Annotated in this window: 19 protein-coding genes, 2 pseudogenes and 1 other annotated feature; all 21 genes and pseudogenes read left to right on the top strand. The window is 29.4% G+C overall.

What is annotated here, in order from left to right:
• The first annotated feature begins 3 nt into the window (after positions 1-3).
• The 21 genes and pseudogenes from A500_RS04855 (at position 4) to A500_RS04755 (ending at position 21,920) form a co-directional block, all read left to right on the top strand.
• A complete protein-coding gene (locus A500_RS04855; RefSeq protein WP_016206467.1) occupies positions 4-1,245 on the top strand; it encodes a replication-associated recombination protein A in 1,242 nt (413 codons plus the stop codon).
• A 101-nt stretch (positions 1,246-1,346) separates the two neighbouring features.
• Entirely contained in the window at positions 1,347-1,799 is a 453-nt protein-coding gene (locus A500_RS04850; RefSeq protein ID WP_016206466.1) for an RrF2 family transcriptional regulator, read from the top strand.
• Positions 1,800-1,801: 2 nt separating this feature from the next.
• Entirely contained in the window at positions 1,802-3,001 is a 1,200-nt protein-coding gene (gene nifS, locus A500_RS04845; RefSeq protein ID WP_016206465.1) for a cysteine desulfurase NifS, read from the top strand.
• Positions 2,985-3,416: a Fe-S cluster assembly scaffold protein NifU gene (gene nifU, locus A500_RS04840; RefSeq protein ID WP_040436539.1), complete on the top strand. Its 432-nt coding sequence runs from the start codon at positions 2,985-2,987 to the stop codon at positions 3,414-3,416. The genes nifS and nifU overlap by 17 nt, the downstream gene beginning before the upstream one ends.
• 8 nt (positions 3,417-3,424) lie before the next feature.
• Positions 3,425-4,507, top strand: a complete 1,083-nt coding sequence (gene mnmA / locus A500_RS04835) for a tRNA 2-thiouridine(34) synthase MnmA (protein WP_016206463.1) — start codon at positions 3,425-3,427, stop codon at positions 4,505-4,507.
• Between the two features lie 85 nt (positions 4,508-4,592).
• Entirely contained in the window at positions 4,593-5,081 is a 489-nt protein-coding gene (locus A500_RS04830) for a PRC-barrel domain-containing protein (RefSeq protein ID WP_016206462.1), read from the top strand.
• Positions 5,068-6,099, top strand: a complete 1,032-nt coding sequence (locus tag A500_RS04825; protein ID WP_016206461.1) for an AI-2E family transporter — start codon at positions 5,068-5,070, stop codon at positions 6,097-6,099. Before A500_RS04830 ends, A500_RS04825 begins: the two co-directional genes overlap by 14 nt.
• A gap of 63 nt (positions 6,100-6,162) precedes the next feature.
• Positions 6,163-6,336, top strand: a binding site (T-box leader).
• Between the two features lie 63 nt (positions 6,337-6,399).
• A complete protein-coding gene (alaS, locus tag A500_RS04820; RefSeq protein WP_016206460.1) occupies positions 6,400-9,039 on the top strand; it encodes an alanine--tRNA ligase in 2,640 nt (879 codons plus the stop codon).
• Positions 9,040-9,197: 158 nt separating this feature from the next.
• Positions 9,198-9,455 (top strand): IreB family regulatory phosphoprotein, encoded by a 258-nt coding sequence (locus A500_RS04815; protein ID WP_008678270.1) that lies wholly within the window; start codon positions 9,198-9,200, stop codon positions 9,453-9,455.
• A gap of 48 nt (positions 9,456-9,503) precedes the next feature.
• A complete protein-coding gene (gene ruvX, locus A500_RS04810) occupies positions 9,504-9,920 on the top strand; it encodes a Holliday junction resolvase RuvX (protein WP_016206459.1) in 417 nt (138 codons plus the stop codon).
• 79 nt (positions 9,921-9,999) lie between these two features.
• A complete protein-coding gene (locus tag A500_RS04805; protein WP_016206458.1) occupies positions 10,000-10,275 on the top strand; it encodes a DUF1292 domain-containing protein in 276 nt (91 codons plus the stop codon).
• 32 nt (positions 10,276-10,307) lie between these two features.
• Complete coding sequence (locus A500_RS04800; protein WP_016206457.1) at positions 10,308-10,772, top strand: Fur family transcriptional regulator; 465 nt, start codon at positions 10,308-10,310, stop codon at positions 10,770-10,772.
• A 74-nt stretch (positions 10,773-10,846) separates the two neighbouring features.
• Positions 10,847-12,514: a ribonuclease J gene (locus A500_RS04795; protein WP_016206456.1), complete on the top strand. Its 1,668-nt coding sequence runs from the start codon at positions 10,847-10,849 to the stop codon at positions 12,512-12,514.
• Positions 12,515-12,680: 166 nt separating this feature from the next.
• Positions 12,681-14,507: a translational GTPase TypA gene (gene typA / locus A500_RS04790; RefSeq protein WP_016206455.1), complete on the top strand. Its 1,827-nt coding sequence runs from the start codon at positions 12,681-12,683 to the stop codon at positions 14,505-14,507.
• A gap of 103 nt (positions 14,508-14,610) precedes the next feature.
• Positions 14,611-15,618 (top strand): endolytic transglycosylase MltG, encoded by a 1,008-nt coding sequence (mltG, locus tag A500_RS04785; RefSeq protein WP_016206454.1) that lies wholly within the window; start codon positions 14,611-14,613, stop codon positions 15,616-15,618.
• A gap of 27 nt (positions 15,619-15,645) precedes the next feature.
• On the top strand, positions 15,646-16,290 hold the full coding sequence (locus A500_RS04780) for an O-methyltransferase (RefSeq protein ID WP_016206453.1): 645 nt from the start codon (positions 15,646-15,648) through the stop codon (positions 16,288-16,290).
• Positions 16,291-16,294: 4 nt separating this feature from the next.
• Positions 16,295-17,529: pseudogene (locus tag A500_RS04775) on the top strand (peptidase U32 family protein).
• A 21-nt stretch (positions 17,530-17,550) separates the two neighbouring features.
• Positions 17,551-18,168 carry a uridine kinase gene (gene udk / locus A500_RS04770; protein WP_016206452.1) on the top strand — a complete coding sequence of 206 codons (618 nt, stop codon included), beginning with the start codon at positions 17,551-17,553 and terminating at the stop codon, positions 18,166-18,168.
• Between the two features lie 106 nt (positions 18,169-18,274).
• Positions 18,275-19,842, top strand: a pseudogene (locus tag A500_RS04765) (penicillin-binding transpeptidase domain-containing protein).
• Between the two features lie 186 nt (positions 19,843-20,028).
• Positions 20,029-20,748, top strand: a complete 720-nt coding sequence (gene sigK, locus A500_RS04760) for an RNA polymerase sporulation sigma factor SigK (protein WP_040436538.1) — start codon at positions 20,029-20,031, stop codon at positions 20,746-20,748.
• A gap of 116 nt (positions 20,749-20,864) precedes the next feature.
• Complete coding sequence (locus A500_RS04755; RefSeq protein WP_016206450.1) at positions 20,865-21,920, top strand: type IV pilus twitching motility protein PilT; 1,056 nt, start codon at positions 20,865-20,867, stop codon at positions 21,918-21,920.
• Positions 21,921-22,014: the final 94 nt, after the last annotated feature.

Raw genomic sequence — 22,014 nt, 5'->3', positions numbered from 1 at the left:
TAAATGAAACCATTAGCAGAAGTAATGAGACCACAAAAGCTAGAGGATTTTATAGGTCAAAAGAAGATACTATCTAAGGGGAAACCTTTATATAATCTAATTATAAATAAAATGATTCCCAATTGCATACTGTATGGACCTCCAGGAACAGGGAAAACAACTTTAGCTAATATAATGGCTAATTATGTTGATAAAAAGTTTTATAAGTTAAATGCAACTACAGCATCGGTGAAGGATATACAACAAATAACTGAAAGTTTAGATAGCTTACTTAATTATAATGGAGTGGTAATATACATTGATGAATTGCAACATTTTAGTAAAAAACAACAACAAGCACTTTTAGAGTTTATTGAAAATGGAAGAGTTACATTAATAGCAAGTACTACGGAAAATCCATACTTTGCAATTCATAAAGCTATATTAAGTAGGTGTAACATATTTCAATTTGAAGCTCTTAGCATAAAAGAAATAGCAGAAGGGTTAGAAATAGCAATAAAAAGAATAATAAATGAAGGAGTAGAAGTAGAATATTCATTAGAAGCTATAAAATATATCAGTGAAATTTCTCAAGGAGATTATAGAAAAGCCTATAATATACTAGAACTTGCTATAAATTCACAACTTAAAAAAGTAAAAGAACTTTCTATAGAGTATATAGAAAGTTTAAATCAATCCCATATGAGGGCTGATGCAAATGGAGATGAATATTATAATTTGCTAAGTGCACTACAAAAAAGTATAAGAGGTAGTGATGCTGATGCTGCTATTCATTATTTGGCAAGACTTATTAAATCCGGAAATTTAACTGCAATAATAAGAAGAATTTCTGTAATAGCAGCTGAAGATATAGGTCTTGCACATCCTAATGCATTAACTGTAATAAATTCAGGGATAGAATTAGCATTAAAAGTAGGACTTCCAGAAGCACAAATTATATTATCAGAAATGGTTATATATTTAGCAACACTTCCAAAATCAAATAGTGCATATTTAGCAATAGCTAGTGCTATGAGTGATTTAGAAAATAAAAATATGGGAGATATACCTGATCACCTTAAAGATACTCATTATTCAGGAGCAGAAAGCTTAGGAGCTTTTGGTTATAAATATCCTCATGACTATGAAAATAATTATGTAAATCAACAATATATGCCTGAAAACTTGAAAAATACTAAATACTATTTTACGCAAAAAAACAAGTATGAAGAAAGTATAAATAGATATTGGAAAGAAGTAAAATAATAGAGGAGTAAAAGTGATATTATTGACAATACCAGAGTGTTTTGGTAAGATATATAAAGTAAATACTAGTAAAATAGTCAACATTAAAAGGGGGAAGTATTATGAAGCTTTCTACTAAAGGTAGATACGGGGTTAAGGCTATGGTAGACCTTGCGATGCATTATGGAGATACCCCTGTTTCAATAAAAACAATCTCCCAAAGACAAAATATATCTGAATATTATTTAGAGCAACTATTTTCACCACTCAGGAAAGCAAATCTTATCAAAAGTATAAGAGGTGCTCAAGGAGGATATGTATTAAATAGAGCTCCAGAGGATATAACAGTGGCAGATGTAATGAATGTGCTTGAAGGACCTGTTGAAATAGCAGAATGTATTGAAGGAACTGATTGCGATAACATTGATTTTTGTGCTACTAGATTGTTATGGGAAAAAATAAAAAATAGCATTGATGAAGTAATGAAGAGTATAACACTTCAAGATATAGTTGATGACTATGTAAGAATGAAGGATGAAAACCAATCTATTAAGATTGTTAAAAGGAGTAAATAGATATGAGAAATGTATATATGGATTATGCAGCAACAACTTATGTTAAACCTGAAGTTTTAGAAGAAATGATACCATTCTTTACAGAAAGATATGGAAATCCATCATCCTTTTATGGAATTTCTAGAGAAACTAAAATGGCTATTGATAAAGCTAGAAGTAGAGTTGCTAAAGCTTTAAATTGTGATCAAAGTGAAGTTTATTTTACAGGTGGTGGATCTGAAGCTGATAACTGGGCTATTAAGGGGATAGCATCAGCTCACAGAAAAAAAGGTAATCACATTATAACTACTAAAATAGAGCACCATGCAGTACTTCATACTTGTGAATATTTAGAAAAAAATGGTTTTGAAGTAACTTATTTAAATGTTGATAAAGAAGGATTTATTGATTTAGAAGAATTAAAAAATTCTATAACTGATAAAACTATATTAGTTTCTATTATGTTTGCAAATAATGAAATAGGGACTATTCAACCAATTAAGGAAATAGGTGAAATTTGTAGAGAAAGAAAAGTTATATTTCATACAGATGCAGTTCAAGCAATTGGAAATGTTACAGTAGATGTGAAGGAAATGAATATAGACCTATTATCTTTAGCAGGACATAAAATATATGGACCTAAAGGAATTGGAGCACTTTACATAAGAAAAGGCGTGAGAATAGATAATCTAATTCATGGCGGTGGGCAAGAAAGAGCTAGAAGAGCAGGTACTGAAAATACAGCATCAATAGTTGGACTTGGAAAAGCTATAGAACTTGCAACAGATAATTTAGAAGAACACAGCAAGAAACTTATTATGCTTAGAGATAGATTGATTGAAGGACTATTAAAAGTACCTCATACAAGATTGAATGGTCCTAGAGGTGAAAGAAGATTACCAGGAAATTCTAATATAACATTTGAATTTATAGAAGGTGAGTCTATACTTTTATCTTTAGATTTTGAGGGTGTATGTGCTTCAAGTGGTAGTGCATGTACTTCTGGATCTCTTGATCCATCACATGTATTATTAGCAATAGGGTTACCTCATGAATTAGCACACGGATCTTTAAGATTGACATTAGGTGATGGTTCAACTGATGAAGATGTAGATTATGTACTAGAAGTTGTTCCACCTATTATAGAAAGACTTAGAAATATGTCTCCATTATGGGAAGACTTTTTAAAGAAGGGAGAAAAATATTATGATGTACAGCGATAAGGTTATGGATCATTTTAGAAATCCAAGAAATGTAGGGGAAATAGAAGATGCAAATGGGGTAGGAGAAGTTGGAAACGCCAAATGCGGAGATATAATGAAGGTTTATTTAAAAATTGAAGATAATATAGTTAAAGATGTAAAATTCAAGACTTTTGGATGTGGATCTGCTATTGCTTCATCATCAATGGCAACAGAATTAATAAAAGGAAAAACTGTAGAAGAAGCTTGGGAGTTATCAAATAAAGCAGTTGCAGAAGCTTTAGATGGCCTTCCACCTGTAAAAATGCACTGTTCTGTTTTAGCTGAAGAAGCTATTCACAAAGCAATTAATGATTATAGAAAAAATACAGGTTTAGAGCTTTGGGACTTCGAAGAACATGATGATATACATGATCATGTTCATGGCGATGAGTAGGAATTAATATGAAGAAAAAAGTAGTAGTAGGTATGAGTGGTGGAGTTGATAGCTCCGTTGCTGCATACCTTTTAAAAAAACAAGGTTACGAAGTAATAGGCGTAACTATGAAACATTTTGATGATGAAGATGAAAGCTATATGGAAAGAGAAGGCGGGTGTTGCTCTCTTTCATCAGTAGAAGATGCAAGAAGAGTTGCTGATAAGTTAGAAATACCATTTTATGTTCTTAACTTTAAGGAGTCATTTAAAGAAAAAGTAATAGATTATTTTGTACAGGAATATATGGAAGGAAAAACTCCAAATCCATGTATTGCATGTAATAAGCATATAAAATTTGATGAATTTTTAAGAAGATCAAAGGGAATTGGAGCAGATTATGTAGCTACAGGTCATTATGCTAAAATAGAGAAAAATGAAGATGGAAGATATCTTTTAATAAAAGCAGATGATGATAAAAAAGACCAAACCTATGCTTTATATAATTTTACACAGGAGCAATTAAGTCAAACCTTAATGCCTTGTGGAGATTATACTAAAGATAAGATAAGAGAAATAGCTAAAGAAATTGGTCTTGCAGTTCATAATAAAAAGGATAGTGAGGAAATATGTTTTATCCCAGATAATAATCATGGTAAATATATTTCTTTAGTTAAGCCTAATGAAGTAAATACAGGAAACTTTATTGATAAAAATGGGAATATACTAGGAAAGCATAAAGGAATAGTATATTACACAATAGGTCAAAGAAAAGGATTAGGTATAGCTTTAGGGAGACCGGTTTTTGTTACTGATATTATTCCTAATACTAATGAAGTAGTTCTTGGACCGGAAGAGGATATATTTAAAACTGATTTAGTAGCAAAGGATATTAACTTTATTCCTTTTGAAAATTTGAAGGAAGCAATGTCTGTTACAGCTAAGGTAAGGTATTCGGCAAAACCTTCTGAAGCAATAATTTACCCCCTTGAAAATGGAAAAGTTAAAGTGTCATTTAAAGATAAACAAAGGGCTATTACCAAAGGGCAATCTGTTGTATTTTATGATGGAAATGTTGTTGTTGGTGGAGGAATAATAGAAAAAATTATATAATTTTAAAATTCTCATATTTTTGTATGAGAATTTTTTTTACCTTTTGGGGATAATATAGGTAATATGGATAGAAAGGGGAAAAGTTATGCTAAAAACTAAGGATTTCTATTTATTAAAAGTATATGACATAAGGGGGAAGTATTTAGGGATAGTAGATGATATTTACATTAATTTTCACCAAGGAACTATTGAAGGCTTTTTTATCTCTAACTATCTACTATTCAGTAAAAAAAATTTCGTTAAGACTAAAGATATTATTTCTTTAGAAGAGGTTATTATTGTAAAAGAATTAAGTAAGAAAGCTGGATTATCATTTAAATCTATAAAAGATATGGATATAAAAGATAAAAATAATGTTATGAGAGGGATTTTAGAAGATTTAATTATAGAAAAAAGGGATTTATCAATAAAGGGATTAGTTATGAGTTCTGGTATATTTGATAGAATGATAAAAGGAAAAGAAATATTACTTTTAAAACAATGCCTTTTAGGGGAAGATTTTATTTTATATTATGGAAGTGATGAGGTAAGGTTACAAAGTTTACCTCGTAAGAAAAAACATGTTAGTTTATAAAAAATACAAAAAAATAATTAATCCTATTTTAATAATAATAGTAGCTTTAATAATTTTGGCTTTATACATAAAAATAAAAACACTAAATAGTATAGTAAATATAATTTTTATTGGATTTATATTTGCGTATACTTTAAAACCTTTTAGAGATGGTTTAAGTGAAAAATTTAAATTAAATAAAAGAGTTGCATCTATTTCTATAATAATCGTGATTGTTTTTAGCTTTATATTATTGTCTTATATAATAATCCCATCAATATTAAGAGAAAGTTATAATTTTGGATCAATATTAGATAATATAGACATTTACATAAAAAATATTGCAAAAAAAATGAATTTGAATGATTTATCTTTTTTTCAAGGAATATATGAGCAAATAAGTGAAGAAGCAAATATGTTCTTTGCTAAAATTTCTGATAATTTTTTAGAAAATTTATTTCTTTGTTTTGAAAGCTTAGTTTCGCTAGCAATTATACCTATAGTTACATATTATTTTCTAGTAGATGGAGATTTAATTTATAATAAGCTTTTACTAATATTACCAACAGAAAAAAGAATAATAGCTAAAAAAGTTCTTAATAACTTAGATAAGGTGTTATCCAGATATATAATAAGTCAATTATTATTGTCTTTAATTATAGGGATTTTAACTTTTATAGTACTTCTTATTTTAGATGTAAAATTTGCCTTAATACTAGGTATATTTAATGGAATATTAAATATCGTACCTTATTTTGGGCCAATAATAGGAGGGGTACCTGCTATATTTATAGCTCTTATGGATTCACCTAATAAGGCGTTATATACAATAATTGCTGTGTTTTTGATTCAGCAAATAGAAGGAAATATTCTATCGCCCAAAATAACTGGAGATAGTACTAATATGCATCCTATTATAATCATAATCTTATTATTAGTAGGAGAAAAGTTGGGTGGTCTTATAGGAATGGTGATTGCAGTACCGATAGGAGTAATAGTTAAAGTTATATATGAAGATATTAATGATTATTTATTCTAAATAAAATAATTGACATAATTTAATAAATAAACTATAATTTCATTGAAATATTAGAAAATTTAATATTTGGCATTGAAGAGAATGAGTAAATATAGATTGTGTATTCAGAGAGGGAGTGTTTGCTGAAAACTTCTTACACTATATATTGAAGCTATCTTGGAGCTATATTATCTAAGTGATGTATTGTTAAATACATAATTAGGGTGGTACCGCGGAATTTATGTTTTCGTCCCTTTTTTATAGGGATGGAAACTTTTTTTATTATATAAGAATATAAAGTAAAGTTTGGAGGCAATATATATGAAATTCATGGGAACAAATGAACTTAGAGAAGCTTATTTAAGCTTTTTTGAATCAAAGAATCACTTAAGGTTAGAGAGCTTTCCTCTAGTACCTAAAAATGATAAATCACTATTATTAATAAATGCTGGTATGGCACCGCTTAAGCCATATTTTACAGGGTTACAAGAACCGCCAAGAAAAAGAATAACTACTTGTCAAAAATGTATAAGAACAGGAGATATAGAAAATGTAGGTAAAACATCAAGACATGGTACTTTCTTTGAAATGCTTGGGAATTTCTCATTTGGAGATTATTTTAAAGAAGAAATAATTCCTTGGGCTTGGGAGTTTATAACAGAAACTCTTCAAATTCCAAAAGATAAGTTATACGTGACAATATACTTAGAAGATGATGAAGCTTTTGATATTTGGTGTGATAAAACTGATGTAGATCCAAAAAGGATATTTAGACTTGGAAAAGATGATAACTTCTGGGAAATAGGTGTGGGGCCATGTGGACCATGTACAGAAATTCATTATGATAGAGGCGAAGGCGTTATTACAAACGTGGATGATTTTGTAAAAGCAAGTGATGAAGATAGAGTAGTTGAGTTTTGGAACCTTGTGTTTACACAATTTGATAAAGATGAAGAAGGAAATTATAATAAATTAGCAAATCCTAATATTGATACAGGCATGGGACTTGAAAGAATAGCAACTATAATGCAAGGTGTTAATAATATTTTTGAAATAGATACAGTTAAGAATATACTTCATAAGGTATCAGATTTATCAGGGGTAAAATATGGAGTTGATAAAATAAAGGATATTTCTTTAAGAATAATTACAGATCATGTTAAGTCAGTAACTATGCTTATTTGCGATGGAGTACAACCAAGTAATGAAGGTAGAGGATATGTTTTAAGAAGATTACTTAGAAGAGCAGCAAGACATGGAAGATTACTTGGAATAAAAGATTTATTCTTAACTGAAATAGTTGAATCAGTAGTTGAAAACTATGGTAGTGCTTATCCTATGCTTATAGAAAATAAAGAATATATAGAAAAAATAGTTTTATTAGAGGAAGAAAGATTTAATGAAACTATAGACTCAGGAATGAATATTTTAAATGACTATATAGAAGAAATGAAAGCTTCTAAGGAAAAAACATTAAAAGGGGAAAAAGCATTCAAACTATACGATACTTATGGTTTTCCAATAGAGTTAACAGAAGAAATTTTAGAAGAAAAAGGCATGAAGGTTGATCATGAAGCTTTTAGAAAAGAAATGGATGAACAAAGACAAAGGGCAAGAAATGCAAGAGGAGAATCATCATATATGGGAAGTGATGAAAGTCCGATTAATAAAATAGATGCATCTGTAAATACTGAATTTATGGGATATAACAATCTTGAAGTAAAATCCAATATATTAGTTTTAGCAGATGATAATAGTTTTGTTGAAGAATTGTCAAAAGGACAAAAGGGATATATAGTTACTGAAAAAACACCTTTCTATGCGGAAATGGGTGGTCAAGTAGGAGATAAAGGAACTATAAAAACAGCTTTAGGTGAAGCTTATATTTATGATACAAAGAAAAATGTTGGTGGAAAAACTATTCATTATGTTAAAGTTTTAGATGGAACAATAAAAGTAAATGATGAAGCAAATCTTAGGGTGGATATTTTAAGAAGAACCAGCATTGCAAAAAATCATACAGCTACACATATGCTGCATGAAGCTTTAAAGCAAATTGTAGGAAAGCATGTAAATCAAGCAGGTTCTTATGTTGATGATGAAAGATTAAGATTTGACTTTGCTCACTTCCAAGGATTAACAGAGGATGAAATACAAAGTATTGAAGAGTTAGTTAATAAAAAAATAATGGAAGTATTTGAAGTTGATACAAATCTTATGACTTTAGATGAAGCAAAAGAGTCAGGAGCAATGGCTTTATTTGATGATAAATATGGTGATAAAGTTAGAGTTGTAAGTGTTGGAGAGTTCTCAAAGGAGCTTTGTGGAGGTACTCATGTTAATAATTCAGGAGAAATTGGATTATTTAAAATAGTATCAGAGACAGGTGTTGCAGCAGGAATAAGAAGAATAGAAGCTGTAACAGGGTTAAACGCAATAAAATACATGGAAGAAAAGCAAAGACTTTTAAAAGAAGCATGCAATGCATTGAAATGTACTGAAAAAGACGTATTAAAGAAGATAGCTTCACAAGGTGCTGAAATTAAAGAAAAAGAAAAAGAAATATCAGAACTTAAGAGTAAATTAACATCAGGAATTGAGGATGATATTTTAGCGTCAGTTAAGGATATAAAAGGAGTAAGAGTTGTAGCATATGGACTTGAAGGCATAGACGGAAATGCACTAAGAGATCTAGGTGATAAAATGAGAAGTAAACTTTCAACTGGAGTAGTTGTTTTATTAAGTAATGTAGGTGGAAAAGTTAATGTAATATCTATGGCTACAAAGGATGTAATAGAAATGGGAATTCATTGTGGAAAAATAATTAAGGAAGTGGCAGCAGTAGTTGGCGGCGGCGGCGGCGGAAGACCGGATATGGCTCAAGCTGGTGGTAAAAATCCTGAAAATATCAAATCTGCTATAGAAAAAACATACTCAGTAGTAGAATCTTTAGTGAAATAATCTTTAGTAAAATAGTGTACTTTTATAATTATATAGTTTATAATATAATTAATTAAGTAAAACCTGTGAATAGAATTCTAAAAAAATGAAATAATATCATTAGGGATACTATTAAACTAAATATTAGTAAGGGGGTGAGCTGCATTAGCAGCGGTTGTATGAATAATAACTTAGATCAAACAATGCAATTTAACTTAAACATCAATAAAGAGGATTTAACAAAATCAATATTAACAGATGTTTACAATGCGTTACAGGAGAAAGGTTATAATCCTATAAACCAATTAGTAGGATATCTTATTTCAGGGGACCCTTCTTACATTACAAGCTACAACGGAGCAAGAGCTTTACTAAGAAAACTTGAAAGAGATGAAATTCTTGAGGAAGTTATAAAATCTTATTTAGAAATAAAATAAAGAGTGCCCGTTAAAATCGGGCACTCTTTAATATTTAAGGAGACAATTATGAGAATACTTGGTTTAGATGTTGGGTCTAAAACAATAGGAGTAGCAATAAGTGATCCTTTAGGCTGGACTGCCCAAGGGATAACTACTATAAGAAGAAGTAAAAAAGAACAAGACATAGAAGAAATTAAAAAAATATGTAGAGAATATTCTGTTGAAACTATAGTTATAGGATTACCAAAAAATATGAACAATACTATAGGAGAAGCTGGTGAAAGAGTATTAGAGCTTTCGGAAATTATAAAAGAAGCTACTGGGTTAAAGATTGAGATGTGGGATGAGAGACTAACTACAGTAGCTGCACATAAAGCGATGTTAGAGGCAGATTTATCAAGATGTAAGAGGAAGAAAATAGTAGATAAGATTGCTGCTACATATATACTTCAAGGATATTTAGATAGACTAAGCATGAAATAATTATTTGATTTCCAATTGAAAATTATTATTGACAACTAGTAAGGTAAAAATTACAATTATAAAAAAAGGAGATATTTTAATGGATAAAGATTTAAAACAAATAGAGCTGTATGATGAAGATGGTAATTTAGTAAAACTAAATGTTGTTGCATTTTTTGATATGGTAAACCCAGATACAGAAGAGAAGAGCGAATATGTAATAGTATATGATGATGAATATACTGAAGATGATATATTTGCGTTAAAGGTAGGAGTAGATGAAGATGGAGATGATCTATTAATACCTATAGATGATGAAGTAGAATTAGCAGCAGTACAAGAAGCTTATGATACTATTTTTGCTGATGAAGAATAAAATCTAACTAAAAAAAGAAAGAGGTGTTGTCTGTGGAACAATCAAATAGTATAGATTTTAATGTTCTAAAAGAAGAATTAAAACAAAAAGGGTATAAATTAACGCCTCAAAGAAGAGCTATAGTTGACTCAATTATAGAAAAAGAAGGAGAACACTTAACTGCAGAAGAGATTTATGATGAGGTTAAAAAGAATTGCCCAGAAATAGGGTTAGCTACTGTTTATAGAACTATAATTTTATTAGAAGAACTAGGAGTTATATGTAAACTAGATTTAAATGATGGATGTAGTAGATATGAAATGGTACGTAAAGATGAAGGGCATAGACATCATCATTTAGTTTGTAATGAATGTAAAGATGTTATTGAAGTTCAAGATGATTTATTAGATGAACTTGAAGAAGAAGTAGAAAGATCATATGGGTTTAAAATTTTAGATCATAGTGTTAAATTTTTTGGTCTTTGTCGAAAATGTCAAAATAAATCAGATAACAAATAGATAAATAAGGGAACTCCTCTCTCAGGAGATGACAACCTTTGTAATACATATTTTAGGAAGAAGGAGGAGACATATTGAAAAATGAGAAAGCAAAAGTTAAAATTATTCCTTTAGGTGGGATAAATGAAATCGGTAAAAATATAACTGCAATAGAGTATAAAAATGATATAGTAGTTATAGATTGTGGCTTAAAATTCCCAGAAGAAGATATGTTCGGTATAGATTTAGTAATACCAGATATTAGTTATTTATTAAAAAACAAAGATAAGATAAGAGGAATATTTTTAACTCATGGACACGAGGACCATATAGGTGCATTACCTTATGTTTTGAAACAATTAGATGTACCTGTATATGGAACGAAGCTGACTCTTGGAATTGTTGAAACTAAGCTAAAGGAGCACGGATTGTTAAGTTCAACAGAACTAATAAGAGTTAAACCAAGAGACGTAATTAAATTAAACTCAGTATCAGTAGAGTTTATTAAAACAAACCACTCTATTGCTGATTCAGTTGCAATAGCAATACACACACCATTAGGAGTAGTACTTCATACAGGAGATTTTAAAATAGACTATACTCCAATAGATGGAGAACCTATGGATTTCGCAAGATTTGCAGAGATAGGTAAAAGAGGGGTATTGGCTATGATGGCAGATTCAACTAATGTTGAAAAACCAGGCTATACTATGTCAGAAAAAGTAGTTGGAGAAAGTTTTTCAAGGTTGTTTTCAAAGGCAAAAGGCAGAATAATAGTTGCAACTTTTGCTTCAAATGTGCACAGAATACAACAAATAGTTGATGCAGCAAGTATGCATGGAAGGAAGGTTGCAGTATCAGGACGAAGTATGGAAAATATAGTTGCTGTAGCTGCAGAACTTGGATATTTAGAATTTGAAAAAGATATCTTAGTAAGTATAGATCAAATTAATAAATATACAAATGATAAGGTTGTTATCATAACTACAGGTAGTCAAGGCGAACCGATGTCAGCTCTTGCAAGAATGGCAAGCTCAGAGCATAGAAAGGTAAATATTGTTGAAGGTGATACTGTAATAATTTCAGCAACGCCAATACCAGGAAATGAAAAACTAGTTTCTAAGGTTATAAACCAATTGTTCCAAAAAGGAGCCGAGGTAATATACAAATCACTAGCAGAAATTCACGTATCTGGTCATGCTTGTCAGGAAGAATTAAAGCTTATGCAATGTTTAGTAAAACCTAAATTCTTTATTCCAGTTCATGGTGAATATAGACATTTAAAACAACATGGAGAATTAGCAATATCTTTAGGAATGCCAGAACAGAATGTTATAATTCCTGAAAATGGTGGAGTTATAGAAGTAAATAGAAATAGCATAAGAAAAAATGGTTCAGTTATAGCAGGGCAAGTTTTTGTTGACGGATTAGGTGTTGGAGATGTTGGAAATATAGTTTTAAGAGATAGAAAGCATTTATCTCAAGACGGTATATTGACAGTTGTAGTAACTTTATCAAAAGAAAATAATTCAGTTATAGCAGGACCGGATATAATATCCAGAGGATTTGTTTATGTAAGAGAATCAGAAGGATTAATGGACGAGGCTAAAGAAATAGTAAAAAATGCCTTAAGAGAATGCGAAGAAAATAATATAACTGATTGGGCAACTTTAAAATCTAAGGTAAGAGATGAATTAAGAAGTTATCTGTACGAAAAAACAAAAAGAAAGCCTATGATATTACCAATAATAATGGAAATATAATCTGTAAGGTTGACATTTTGAAATAATAATCTTAGAATGTATTATAGTTGAAAATAAATCTTAAAAAAATTGGATACTGGTGTATCCAATTTTATTTTGGGAAAAATAAGTTATAGGTTTACATTATAAAAACATGTAGATAAAATCAAATATTGGAGGAAATTAAATGAATTTAATAAGTAGAGATGATATAAGAAATATAGCTATAATAGCCCATGTTGACCATGGTAAGACTACACTAGTAGATGCTTTACTAAAAGAAAGTCACGTATTTAGAAGCAATGAAAAGGTAGAAGAAAGAGTTATGGATTCTAATGATTTAGAAAAAGAAAGAGGAATAACAATTCTTTCAAAAAATACAGCTATTATGTATAATGATATAAAAATTAATGTTGTAGATACTCCAGGACATGCTGATTTTGGTGGAGAAGTTGAACGTGTACTTAAGATGGTTGACTCTGTTTTATTAGTAGTTGACTCTTATGAAGGTCCAATGCCTCAAACTAAATTTGTTTTAAAGAAGGCATTAGAATTAGGATTACAACCTATAGTTGTTATAAATAAAATAGACAAACCAAATGCAAGACCAGAAGAAGTAATTGATGAAGTATTTGAATTATTCTTAGAGCTTGGTGCAGATGATGATCAATTAGATTTTCCAATAATCTATGCATCAGCAAGAGAAGGTTTTGCGAGATATAATGTTGAAGATACTAATACTGATATGGTTCCTTTATTTGAAACTATATTAGAGAATGTTGAAGCTCCAAAGGGATATATAGATGGACCATTCCAAATGCTTGTAACTACATTAGATACAAATGAATATGTAGGCAGAATAGCAGTAGGAAAAATACATAGAGGGTCTGTGAAAAAGAATCAGCAAGTTGCTTTAGTAAGAAAAGATGGGACTACATCAAGTTATAGAGTTTCAAGTATATTTACATATAATGGATTAAATAGAGAAGAAGCACAAGAAGCTTCTTTAGGTGATATAATAGCTTTAAGTGGTATTCCAGATTGTAATATTGGAGAAACTGTAGCTGATGCACAAGAACCGGAAGCACTGCCATTTGTTGAAATAGATGAACCTACATTAAGCATGAACTTTATGGTTAATGATTCTCCTTTTGCAGGCAGAGAAGGTGATTTTGTAACTTCAAGACATTTAAGAGACAGACTATTAAAAGAGTTAGAGACAAATGTTAGTTTAAGAGTTAATGAAATTTCTTCAGATTGTTTTGAAGTTTCAGGAAGAGGGGAACTACATTTATCAATTCTTATTGAAACTATGAGAAGAGAAGGCTATGAATTCCAAGTTTCTAAGGCAAATGTTATATACAAAGAAGAAAATGGTAAGAAATTAGAACCTATGGAGTATTTAACAATAGATGTTCCTGAAGAATTTATGGGACCTGTTATGGAAAAGTTAGGACCAAGAAAAGCTGAGATGGTAAATATGACATCGGCTGTAAATGGTTATACAAGATTAGAGTTTATAGTTCCTGCAAGAGGTTTAATAGGATTTAGAAATGAATTTATGACTGATACTAAGGGTAATGGTATAATGAATCATGTATTCCATGGATATGATTCATACAAAGGAGAAATACCAGGAAGAAGTAGAGGATCAATATGTTCATTTGAAGATGGAGATGCAATAACATACGGATTGTTTAATGCACAAGAAAGAGGTACGTTATTTATAAATGCAGGAATACCTGTGTATCAAGGTATGATAGTTGGAGAAAGTTCAAGAGCCGAAGATATAGATATAAATGTATGCAAGGGTAAAAAGTTAACTAATACTAGAGCATCTGGATCAGATGATTCTTTAAAGCTAACACCTCCAAGACAAATGACTTTGGAACAATGTCTTGAATTTATAAATGGAGACGAGTTAGTTGAAGTTACTCCTGAAAGTATAAGAATGAGAAAAAGAGTTTTAGATTCAGCTGAAAGAAGAAGAATAACAAGTAGAAGTAAAAAGTAATAATTATAAATGAAATAAAATATCTTTATAAGTTAAAAAAAAAGTATTATAATAAGGTAAATAGCCTAAAATAGGCTATTTACTTTATATCCAGGGGGTTTTTATGAAAAAATTTAAGTCGAAAATGATTCCCATAATAATAATTTTAGTATTGGTTATAAGTTTTTTAGTTTCATTTAAGAAAGTAATAAATAAACCTTTAGACACAACAGAGGACATAGTTATAAATGTTAAAGATGGAGACAGCTTTTATAGTATAATAAATGCTTTGTCAAATGAGAATAAAATTAAAGGCGTACATTTTATAAAACTATATGTTAAGATTTCAAGAAAAAATATAGAAGTTAAACAAGGTGAGTATGTCCTAGAAAAAGATTTAACTGTTAACGAATTAATAAATAAGTTAACAAGTGAATCTTCATTGAACACTGTAAAATTTACAGTTCCTGAAGGTTATACAATAAACGATATTAGTGAAAAATTAGAAAAAGAAGGTATTTGCAGTAAAGAGGATTTTATTGATGCCATAAAAGAGTATGAATTACCACAATTTGCTAGAATAAATAGTGAAAAAAAATATAATTTAGAAGGATACTTATTTCCGGATACATATTTAATAAAAGTTGGAGAAACACCAAAAGAAATAATCACTAAGATGGTTTCAAGATTTAAGGAAGTACTTGATATTGCACTTAGTGAGACCAATACTAGTATTACCAATGAAGATATAGAAACCGTTGTAAGCATAGCGTCTATGATAGAAAAAGAAGCGAGAATTGATGAAGAGAGAGTTTTAATTTCATCAGTTATAGAAAATAGATTAAATGATGGAATGATGCTACAAATAGATGCTACTGTTATTTATGCACTAGGAGAACATGTAACTACTGTATTAGATAAGCATTTAGAAACAGATTCTCCATATAATACATATAAAAACTATGGATTACCTGTAGGACCTATATCTAATCCAGGCTTAGAATCTATTAAAGCTGCATTGAAACCAGAAAAAACAGATTATTTATTTTACGTACTTCAAGATGATAAAACTCATTATTTTACTAATAGTGATGTTGACTTTATGGATAAGTTAAAGGAACTTGGGTATTAATAATAAACTTATATTTGGAGGATTTACATGAGTGGAGTAACCCATGATTACATGGAAGATTATATAAGAAATCTAATACCAGAAGCTTATGATAAGTATAAGGAATTAGAAGATTTTGCAAAAGAAAATAAAGTGCCTATAGCTCAGAAAGAAACTGCAAAATTTTTAGAGTTTATAGTTAGTATGAAAAAACCATTAAAAATTTTAGAATTAGGAACAGCTATAGGATATTCAGCAATTTTAATGTATGAAGCTTCGGGAACAAAACCAAGTATTACTACTATAGAACGTGATAAAAATATGATAAAATATGCTAGAGAAAATTTTAAAAGATATAATCTTACTGAAAAAATAGATATTAAAGAAGGGGATTGTTTAGAAGTTTTGGAAAATTTAATAGAATCTTATGATTTAATATTTATGGATGCAGGAAAAGGTCATTATAATCATTTTTTACCACATTGTTTAAGATTATTAAAGGATGATGGAATCATAGTAGCGGATAATGTTTTATTCAGGGGTATGGTTGCATGCGATGAATTAGTGAAAAGAAGAAAGATAACAATAGTAAAAAGAATGAGAGAATATTTAGAGTTAGTATCTAAGGATGAAAACTTAATTACTTCTGTAATACCAATGGGGGATGGAATTGCAGTGACTAAAAGGAGGTAAATTTATGAATAAACCAGAGATTTTAGCACCAGCAGGTAGCCTAGAGAAATTAAAAATAGCAATAGACTTTGGAGCAGATGCTGTATATATAGGTGGAGGAAGACTTAACCTAAGAGCATTTTCAGACAACTTCACTAATGAAGAAATGGCTGAAGGTATAAAGTACTGCCATGAAAGAGGAAAAAAGTTATATGTAACTATGAATGTATTTCCAAGGAATCATGATTTAAAAGGTGTAGAAGAATATATTAAAGGTTTATATGATTTAGGTGTAGATGCAATTATAGTTGCGGATCCGTCCATAGTAATGGCGGCTAAAATAGCGGCACCAGAGTTAGAAATTCATTTAAGTACTCAAGCTAACACAGTTAACTGGATGGCAACTAAATTTTGGTATGAGCAAGGTGTTAAAAGAGTTGTTTTAGCTAGAGAGTTAACATTTAACGAAATCAATGGTATAAAAGAAAATATTCCAGAAGGCTGTGAATTAGAAGTATTTATACATGGTTCAATGTGTATAGCATATTCAGGAAGATGTCTTATTTCAAATTATATGTTGGGAAGAGATGCAAATAAGGGAATATGCTCAAATGCATGTAGATATAAATATTATTTAGTAGAAGAAACTAGACCAGGTGAATATTATCCGGTAGTAGAAGATGATAATGGTACATATATAATGAATTCAAAGGATTTATGTATGATAAAACACATACCTGAACTTGTGAAAAGTGGAGTTCATTCTCTTAAAATTGAAGGTAGAATGAAAAGTGAATTTTATGTAGCATCTACTGTAAAAGCATATAGAGAAGCTATAGATTCTTATTTTGAAGATCCTGCAAATTATGAGTTTAAGCAAGAATGGATGGATATATTATTAAAAATAAGTCATAGACAATATCATACAGGATTTTCCTGGGGAAAACTGGAGAACAAAATTACGATGTGTCTTCTTATGTAAGAGATTATGATATAGTAGGAATAGTTCAAAGCTATGATCCTGACACTAAGGAAGCAATAATTCTTCAAAAAAATAGAGTGTTTGAAGATGATAAAGTTGAAGTTTTAAGAGCTCATACTCCTAATTTTAATGTGAAACTTAGTGAAATGTTTGATATAGAAAAGGAAGTTAAAACCGATGTTGCAAATAGAGCACATATGATATTTAAGGTTAAGGTTGAAACTCCCTTAAAAGAAAAGGATATGTTAATTAAAGGAAAAAAAGTTTTAGAGCTGTAGACATAAGAAGGAGGAACTATAATGAATAAGCCAATTTTAATTGGAATAACTGGCGGAACAGGATCGGGAAAAAGCAGTATTGCAGATGCTATTTATTCAAGCTTTTCAAATGAATGTATTGCAATGATACAGCAAGATATGTATTATAAAGATCAGAGTTATTTATCTATGGAAGAAAGAGTGAAAACCAATTATGATCATCCAAGAGCTTTTGATAATGATTTATTAATTAAACACTTAAGTGATTTAATTAATGGAATAGCTATTGATAAGCCTATTTATGATTTTTCAAATCATAATAGAGCTAAAGAAACGGTTAGAGTTGAGCCAAAGGATATTATAATTGTTGAAGGTATATTGGTGTTAGAAGATGAAAGACTTAGAGAATTGTTAGACATAAAAGTTTATGTTGATACTGATGCAGATATAAGAATTTTAAGAAGATTAGTAAGAGATATAAATGAAAGAGGCAGAACTGTAGATTCAGTTATTAGTCAATATTTAGATGTTGTAAGACCTATGCATATGCAGTTTACAGAGCCAACAAAGAGATATGCAGACATTATAGTTCCAGAAGGTGGACAAAATAAAGTAGCAATAGATATACTTGTAACTAAAATAAAAGATATATTAAAATAGAAAAAAAGTGTATAGAAAACACCTCCCTAGGCTAGAATTAAGCTAGGGAGGTGTTTTTTTGATTAGAGGGAGAAATAAGATAGATTTAAAAAGAGTGTTAATAATAATGGGGATTTACTTTCTGATTATTTCTTTATTATCAATAAGATTATATATTCTTCAAATACATCCATCATCAAAAGTTTCAGGAGAAATGAATAATTATCAATCTGAAAATTTATCTCAGATGAAGTATAGAATCTTTGATACTAACGGAAAAGATATGATGGATTATAATAAAAATATATTGTTATATTAGATACTAAACCATTTATGCTGAATAATTATGAAGAGACATTGGAAGATTTAATGGCTTTAAATTTTATAATGAAGTCTGAGGACAAGAATTTTAATTATTCAGAAATAATGAAGGATGATGGTAAAATATATTATACTGTAAGTGAAGAAACTTATAATAAGGTTAATAAATTAAAAAATATAAAGGGAATATATACTTATACTTATGATGAAGTTGATACAAAAGAAGCTTGGAAAACAAGTAATTTTTTAGCTAATATAAATGAAGATACTGTTATAGAAAATTCTTTAGAAGAAAATCTATATGCTTATTTAAAAGAAAATAGTTATCCACAAGCAAAATTTTATTTAGATGATAAGGCTACATATGGAGATGGAGAAGTAACTTTAGAAGAAAATAATAATATAAAATTAACAGTAAATGAAGAATGGGAAGATAAAATAAGAGAAATACTTAAAAAAGAAAGTTATTCTTTCTTAAAAAATGTAGGAGTTGTAGTATCTGAAGCAGAAACAGGGAAAATAAGAGCTATGGTTCAAAAAGATGAAACTCAAGCAAATGTTAATTTAGGAATAGAACAATTGGGATATGAACCAGGATCAATTTTTAAAGTTATAACAGAAACTATAGCTTTAGATAAAGGGTTAATAAGCCATGATGATATTTTTGCTTGTACAGGAGAAATATGTCAAAAAGATGGAAAGCCATATGCACATGGATATTTGTCTGTAGAAGATGCACTAAAGATATCATGCAACGATGTATTTGCTAAAGTAGGAACAAAAGTTGGGTATGAAGAAATGATGAAATACCTAGAAAAAATGGGAATGTTTCAAAGTGTATTAAATATAAAGGGAGAAAATAGAAATGAAGCTCCAGGAGTAAAACCAACTATAGAAAATAGCATGAATAATATATCTATTGGTCAAACAATAATGGTTACTCCTGTACAAATGGCAGGATTATATAATACAGTGGTTAATGATGGAATTTATGTAAAACCTTCAATAGTTGAAGCTATAATAGATAATAAAGATAATATAGTAAAAGAATTCTCTCAAGAACAAATAAGAGTATTTAGTCAAACTTCAGCTAAAATAGCTCAAGAGACAATGTCCAAAGTAATATGGGAAGGTTCTGGATTTGAAGCAAAGGTAGAAGGCGTTAATATTGGTGGGAAAACAGGTACTTCAACAGGTAATGGAGGTACGAATCATGGATGGTTTGCAGGATATTTTGAAAAAGATGGTAAGAAATATACTATAGTTGTTATCGCACCTAATATAGGGGAAAAGCACCCTGATGGAAGAGAACTTGGTGGAGGAAATACTGGAGCCCCTATCTTTAGAGAAATAGTTACTGAATTAGTTAAATAGAATGCTATAAATGTGAAATTGATTATGAAGATAAAAGTGTTATAGATTATATAATTTATAACACTTTTTAATATAATAGATAAATCAAGTTATATAAATAAAACAGTTTTAGTTATATTAATAAAAATATTCCAACTTTATTTTAAAAAACACAAGCAATATTTTTGAATTTCTTCATATTATATAATAAGCACTACTAGGAGGAAGTTCTGTGTTTTTTTATCTAATATTATAGAGCTGTTATGTAATTCTGTGTTTTTAACTGGATACATAACAGGCAATAATACATTTCCAAAACCACTTGATGAAGAAGAAGAAGAGCAATATTTAAAACTTTTAAAAAATGGAGACAAAGAGGCAAAAAGTATTTTAATAGAAAGAAATCTTAGATTAGTAGCACATATAGTTAAAAAGTACAATTTTCCAAATAAAGATATAGATGAATTAATATCAATAGGAACAGTTGGACTTATAAAAGCAATAGATTCTTTTGACTCATCAAAGGGAACTAGATTAGCTACTTATGCATCAAGATGTATAGAAAATGAAATATTAATGCTTTTTAGAAACAATAAAAAACAAAAAAATGAAGTTTATTTACAAGATCCAATTGGAATGGATAAGGAAGGAAATGAAATATGTTTAATAGATGTTTTAAGTAGCGAAAAAGATTCTGTTTTAGAAAAAGTTGAAAGTAATCTTCAAATAAAACAACTATATAATAAGATAGGTGTTTCATTAAGTGAAAGAGAAGGTGAAATATTGAAGATGAGATATGGTCTTATAGATGGAAGATGTAGGACTCAAAGAGAAATAGCTGCATTACTTGGAATTTCAAGATCGTATGTTTCAAGGATAGAGAAAAAAGCTTTAAAAAAATTAAAAAAAGAGCTATCATCCAAATAAAAAATATATAAATATGCTTCATGTTGAAATATTATGCAATATAAAGAAGGAATATGAAAAGTTTTATCGAATATGTTAAAATGTATACAGTTTAGCAACATGGAGGATATAGAGTAATGTATGTATTGAATGATTTATTAAATGAGACAATAGAGAAAGGCGCATCGGATTTACATTTAACAGTTGGATTAGCGCCAACGATAAGGGTTAATGGAAAATTAATAAAATTAGGAACAGAAAAATTAATGCCAAATGCATTAAGAGATTTCGCAAAAGAAATATTAGGAGATAATTTTGAATTATATAATAAAACAGGCGAAATGGATACATCTTATTCTATATCAGGAACAGGAAGATTTAGAGTTAATGTATTCAAGCAAAGAAATAGTGATGCTATTGCAATAAGAGTAATTGCATTAAAAATACCTACTTTAGACGAATTAAAACATCCTAAAGTAATAAAGGATATAATCCAAAAGCAAAGAGGATTAGTACTAGTTACTGGACCTACTGGAAGTGGGAAAAGCACAACGTTAGCTGCAATGATAAATGAAATTAATAATACAAGAGAAGCGCATATTATAACATTAGAGGATCCTATAGAGTATCTTCATAAGCATAATAATTGTATAATCAATCAAAGAGAAATAGGAAAGGATAGCAATAGCTATCAAAGTGCACTAAAAGCTATTTTAAGAGAAGATCCGGATGTTATACTTGTAGGGGAGATGAGAGACCTTGAAACTATTTCTATTGCGATAACTGCGGCAGAAACTGGTCATTTAGTATTCTCCACACTACATACAATAGGAGCTGCTAAAACCATAGATAGAGTAATAGATGTTTTTCCACCACATCAACAGCAACAAATAAGAATACAATTAGCAGCTGTATTACAAGGTGTTATATCACAACAATTAGTACCTAATGAAGATAACAACGGTAGAGTTGCAGCCTTAGAAATAATGACCACAACTCCAGGAATACAAAATCTAATTAGAGAAGGTAAAACACATCAAATAGAATCAGCTATTCAAACTGGTGGGAAGTATGGTATGAAGACTATGGATATGGCATTGGCAGAATTATATAAAAGAAGAATAATAAGTGGAGAGACTGCATTAACATATTCAGTTGATAGAGAAACTATAAAAAGAATTATGATGCTATAAGAAAGAATAAAAACAGAGTTAATCTCTGTTTTTTATTCTTTAAAAAATTATAAAAACTTATTTAATAAAAAACTTTTCTTTTTTTTATTAAAAT

It is taken from the genome of Clostridium sartagoforme AAU1 (assembly GCF_000401215.1).
GTDB lineage: Bacteria > Bacillota > Clostridia > Clostridiales > Clostridiaceae > Clostridium > Clostridium sartagoforme.
Note: the sequence above shows the minus strand (reverse complement) of the source record. Positions and strands in the feature narration are given on the sequence as shown.

Excerpts from the sequence above, each read along its gene's own strand:
- A500_RS04855 (WP_016206467.1), top strand. The coding sequence starts at position 4 with ATGAAACCATTAGCAGAAGTAATGAGACCACAAAAGCTAGAGGATTTT.
- A500_RS04850 (WP_016206466.1), top strand. The coding sequence starts at position 1,347 with ATGAAGCTTTCTACTAAAGGTAGATACGGGGTTAAGGCTATGGTAGAC.
- nifS (WP_016206465.1), top strand. The coding sequence starts at position 1,802 with ATGAGAAATGTATATATGGATTATGCAGCAACAACTTATGTTAAACCT.
- nifU (WP_040436539.1), top strand. The coding sequence starts at position 2,985 with ATGATGTACAGCGATAAGGTTATGGATCATTTTAGAAATCCAAGAAAT.
- mnmA (WP_016206463.1), top strand. The coding sequence starts at position 3,425 with ATGAAGAAAAAAGTAGTAGTAGGTATGAGTGGTGGAGTTGATAGCTCC.
- A500_RS04830 (WP_016206462.1), top strand. The coding sequence starts at position 4,593 with ATGCTAAAAACTAAGGATTTCTATTTATTAAAAGTATATGACATAAGG.
- A500_RS04825 (WP_016206461.1), top strand. The coding sequence starts at position 5,068 with ATGTTAGTTTATAAAAAATACAAAAAAATAATTAATCCTATTTTAATA.
- alaS (WP_016206460.1), top strand. The coding sequence starts at position 6,400 with ATGAAATTCATGGGAACAAATGAACTTAGAGAAGCTTATTTAAGCTTT.
- A500_RS04815 (WP_008678270.1), top strand. The coding sequence starts at position 9,198 with ATGAATAATAACTTAGATCAAACAATGCAATTTAACTTAAACATCAAT.
- ruvX (WP_016206459.1), top strand. The coding sequence starts at position 9,504 with ATGAGAATACTTGGTTTAGATGTTGGGTCTAAAACAATAGGAGTAGCA.
- A500_RS04805 (WP_016206458.1), top strand. The coding sequence starts at position 10,000 with ATGGATAAAGATTTAAAACAAATAGAGCTGTATGATGAAGATGGTAAT.
- typA (WP_016206455.1), top strand. The coding sequence starts at position 12,681 with ATGAATTTAATAAGTAGAGATGATATAAGAAATATAGCTATAATAGCC.
- mltG (WP_016206454.1), top strand. The coding sequence starts at position 14,611 with ATGAAAAAATTTAAGTCGAAAATGATTCCCATAATAATAATTTTAGTA.
- A500_RS04780 (WP_016206453.1), top strand. The coding sequence starts at position 15,646 with ATGAGTGGAGTAACCCATGATTACATGGAAGATTATATAAGAAATCTA.
- udk (WP_016206452.1), top strand. The coding sequence starts at position 17,551 with ATGAATAAGCCAATTTTAATTGGAATAACTGGCGGAACAGGATCGGGA.
- A500_RS04755 (WP_016206450.1), top strand. The coding sequence starts at position 20,865 with ATGTATGTATTGAATGATTTATTAAATGAGACAATAGAGAAAGGCGCA.